General features: G+C 35.9%; 4 protein-coding genes and 1 pseudogene. 2 read left to right on the top strand and 3 right to left on the bottom strand.

The genetic code is table 11. The features are described 5' to 3' along the window. Together DW196_RS11645 and DW196_RS10885 are read left to right on the top strand one after the other, a co-directional pair. Window positions 1-540, top strand: a pseudogene (locus DW196_RS11645) (hypothetical protein); the annotation flags it as partial. A 30-nt stretch (window positions 541-570) separates the two neighbouring features. Then, window positions 571-990 carry a PcfJ domain-containing protein gene (locus tag DW196_RS10885; protein ID WP_233541959.1) on the top strand — a complete coding sequence of 140 codons (420 nt, stop codon included), beginning with the start codon at window positions 571-573 and terminating at the stop codon, window positions 988-990. A 183-nt stretch (window positions 991-1,173) separates the two neighbouring features. Here DW196_RS10885 and DW196_RS10880 read toward each other — a convergent pair whose 3' ends face one another. The 3 genes from DW196_RS10880 to mobC form a co-directional block, all read right to left on the bottom strand. Then, window positions 1,174-1,311 carry a putative holin-like toxin gene (locus DW196_RS10880; protein ID WP_118251276.1) on the bottom strand — a complete coding sequence of 46 codons (138 nt, stop codon included), beginning with the start codon at window positions 1,309-1,311 and terminating at the stop codon, window positions 1,174-1,176. A gap of 232 nt (window positions 1,312-1,543) precedes the next feature. Then, window positions 1,544-3,256 (bottom strand): relaxase/mobilization nuclease domain-containing protein, encoded by a 1,713-nt coding sequence (locus DW196_RS10875; protein ID WP_118251275.1) that lies wholly within the window; start codon window positions 3,254-3,256, stop codon window positions 1,544-1,546. Beyond that, window positions 3,219-3,617: a plasmid mobilization relaxosome protein MobC gene (gene mobC, locus DW196_RS10870; protein WP_118251274.1), complete on the bottom strand. Its 399-nt coding sequence runs from the start codon at window positions 3,615-3,617 to the stop codon at window positions 3,219-3,221. The genes DW196_RS10875 and mobC overlap by 38 nt, the downstream gene beginning before the upstream one ends. Between the last annotated feature and the right edge of the window lie 501 nt (window positions 3,618-4,118).

Here is a 4,118-nt window from a genome sequence, read left to right as displayed (position 1 = left end):
AACTGGTATAACGGACTAGTCGCAAACTACGGATATATGAGTAGTCCATACACACGTACCCTTTTTTATCCGAATGATTGGCAGTCAACACTCAAAAAAAACCAAGACATGAGATACCTTGATTTGCCACCTATCCAACGATACAATATTGAAAGAATTTACAAGTATCGAGAAGAAATTGAGTACCTACAAAAAATCGGCAATCATTCTCTATCCAAAAGTATCATGTTTACTGGTAAGTTGCCTTATGGAAATGACTATTTTAGTACAGTTGATATGTCAGTTATCACAAAAAAATGGTTAAAACGTCATAAGTCGTTATTAAAAAATTCAGACAAATCATTCAATGAAATAATGTTACAACTCGATGTACAAAAACATCATGGAAAAATGGTAGACGGTGTCAGTCACTTGGTCCACTACAAACAAATGCGAAAATTACCGAAAGCCATCAAACGAACGAAATTTCTAAATTATATAAAAAAACAAAAGTTCTCAAACTTTTCTATTAGTTACTATTTAGACTATATTAATATGTAGCAGGAGCTAGATACACCGTTAGATGATAGTATGTTGTTTCCAAAAGACTTACAAAAAGCTCATGATAAAGCAGTTGATACCATCAATCAATTAGAACGAGAACTCAAACGTCAAACCTACGAAAAACGATTATCACAAATCAAAAAGTATGATAAAGAGATAGATGAGTTTGTGTTTCTTGTACCAAAAGACCTACAAGAGATTGTTGATGAGGGAAACAAGTTAAGACATTGCGTTGGTAATCAAAATCATTTAGACCGCCACGCAAAAGGTCAGACAACGATTGTGTTTATCCGTCAAAAAGATAAACCAAATAAACCATATTTCACTATGGAATATGCTAATCAACATGTTGTACAGATACAAGGAAAACGTAACCGAGAAGAAGTGCCGACCAACATCTCACAGGCAGTCATTCAGTGGGAAAAATACATCAAAAAAATTAGCTAAAAAGAAACACTGTATAAAAGGAAATCCTTTTTATACAGTGTTTTGATTAACAAATCTCATTTATTTATGGTATAATCAATTTGTAAGGGACGTACGACTAATACGCCCCTAATGTAGAACTGTTAAAGACAGTAGCTCAATAATTTTCTAAATAGACCGTTTACTGGCTAAAGTAATGACGGTCTATTTTTTGTCATTTTTCGTTACATTCAATACGCCAAAAATCAAAGTTGCGACCAAAGAGCCGAAACTTATCATTAAGCCGATTGCTTCTGCAACAGACAAAAATGCTACTCCTTTCTTTAGAGTTTGATTGTACATTCATATGCACCACCACACTTTCAGATAAGTTGTAGCTACCGTCATTAACTTTTCTACTCTTTTATTATACCATAAACACACGTCAAAACCTAGCTACATCAAGGGTTTTGACGTGTCTCTTTTTGTGTCCGCCTGTGAGTCGCCTTGCTCCGACCGCCACCACCGCTGTCGGCGACTCAATGGAAAGCTCATTATTCAATCGCTTCCCATCTTAACCCCATAGGAAAAAACATCATAGGGAAATTCCTTTCTCTGGTTCTTCTTTTTTACTTGCGACAGCTTGTATCGTATGTACCTGGTTAATCTCTTTGACCAACGTATCGAGTCGTTCCTTCAGGAAGTCTCGACTTTTTGAAACAGATTGTACTTCTGCCTCGACATCAGAAAAAGTTAGGTCATCGACATCTGCCAACGGCATGAGTTCTTTTAATCGATTTAGTCCCGCTTCCTTATCATCGGACAACTCAACATCCAACAACAACTTACTTAACTGTTGTAATTCAATGATTTTATCAGATAACTCTTGAACGGTTTCTGTTGCTTCATGAAATGCTTCTTCTAATTTTTGTTCCAGTAAAGACAGTTGACGTCCTTCTGTGACATTGTTCTTAGCTAAAAAGTTTATCGCATCGACCAGCTCATTAATAGTCGACATCACAGGTTCTTTTTTCAACGGAGTATGACCGTTGTATCGCTTTAGTTGTTTGACAAGTGTTTCACCAGTCATGTATCGATTTCGTTCGGAGGATTGATCACTCATGAAATAAAATCGGTCGTTTCGTTTAATGTAAAGAAAGTAGTTTCCATCATCTAAGGCATCTATTTTATATGCTCCCACAAATAGTTTCCCTCGGTTATCAAATCCAAAGTCAACATTTAAGTAATATCCTCTATCTGTCTTATGTGATATCTGCCACGGTTCAACTAATACTTGATAATCAAAATCACTTTCTTTTTTCGCCACCGACTCTTCATATTGATTGACGACGTCTTCCACGCTAAATGTTCCAGTGTTTTGATTAATGATGTCAATGAGTCGGTCTTCATTGTATTTTTCAGGATCACTTTTAACTAAACTTCGACCACGAGTGACTTTTATTTGTGGTTCATCTAATAACTTGTAGGTCGCCCATTTTTTACTAAAGTCAACTTCAAGGTGAAGTGCGTCTGCCTTCACTTTAAAATCTTCTATGGATGAACTATGAGCCATCAAAAAGTCCAATCGTGATTTTATTTTCGTTTTGTAGATGGATTCTGTTTGCCACATCGTGTATTTTTTGTGAGAGTTACGTGGGGACTTTTCGATAATCATTGCCCCATACTTTGAAGCTATTTTGTCAGAGACTTTTTCAAATTCTGCGAATGAGACATCTTTTTGTTTCCCATTTTTTTGTCGAGGGATTTTCCATTTCATCGACTTTCCCGTATTCATATTAGTTGTGTTAACGAGAATATGATTATGAATATGTGCTTTATCGACATGAGTTGCGATCACAAATTCATACTCGCCACCTGTAAACTCTAACATTGTTTCTCGTCCAATCTGATGAATTTGTTCAGGTGTTAAATCATCTTCAGGAGAAAAGGACTGAATGAAATGACGTGCCAAGACCTTTCCATTTTTTTCAATATCCGTTAGAGTGGGTGGCTGGTAACGACCTGACTCAGGTGAAAAAGTAAAATTTTTTTGATGTAAAAATTCAAATCTCATTTTAGTCAGTTTGAATTCTTCGTACGCATTTTGGACACATACGATACCATGAGACGACACCAACTGTTTCATTAGTGTTTTGTCATCTGCCACCATGTACTGAAATAAATTATCTAAATGAATACTCTCTCTATCGTTCTCAGGGACAGAAACTTTTAACGCATCTTGAATATAACGTTCAGCCTGTTGTAAGTTTTTAAATGTTTTTATTGGGAAGTGTTTTGTATACACCAAAGTAATCCACCTCCGTTTGTTTGGTGTGTTTGGTTGTCTCTTGTTTTAATGTGTCATCAACTAATTGAGTTAATTCAGTTAGCTGGTTAGTGAGTTGGTGAATGTCCTGCGTTGATATTTCGGAGAACTCATTGGCAAGTTTAACCACTTGATTGATGTTGACACCGATTCGTTTGACTTCTCTAACAAGAGACAATAACTCGGAGTAATCGACACTGACTACCTCACCTTGTATCAACATCGTCTGGGCATATAATTGGAATGTTCCTAATCGACTAAGAGCTACTTTTTGTTGAATATAATCACTCTCTTTTTGTGTCAATCGAATGAGACGTTGGACATTTCTTTCTCTTTTTTCCATGTGACTTAACCTCCTTTTTAATTTTTTACTTTTAAGGCAGGGAGGGCTAGACTTTTCTTTTGCAAGCATATGGTCTGACCGGTCAAACCAGTTTTTTGAATCGAGCTAACCTCAAAATCGGTTAGGCTCTTTTCAATTTTTGGGAAGTTTCCCAATCCCTCTTTCTCTAAAATAATTTTTAAATTGAAGTAAGCAGCACTCACTAAAAAAATAAAAAAGGGGATTGGGTCCTCCCAAAAATTAACTCTAACTAGTCAAGCTTTTTTGGATAAGCAGAGTTAAAATAATGAGTTTGTCCGGACAAACTCTATACTTGCAACAGAAAAGGAATAGCAAAAAGAAGATAACTTTAAGAATTATAAAACTAGATCCTTTTGTTATATTTTTAATCAACCAAGTCATTTTTTCTGTGTGCCAACTGTGTGCCACACGAAAAAAAATGCTATCTCTGGAAACGTTGATACTATCAACACACCACGACTAGTGGTGTCTGTTTCCCTT

Source organism: Vagococcus sp. AM17-17 (assembly GCF_003471765.1).
In the GTDB taxonomy this organism is placed as follows: Bacteria; Bacillota; Bacilli; order Lactobacillales; family Vagococcaceae; genus Vagococcus; species Vagococcus teuberi.
The sequence above is the reverse complement of the archived record's forward strand: the minus strand, read 5'-3'. Positions and strand labels throughout refer to the sequence as shown.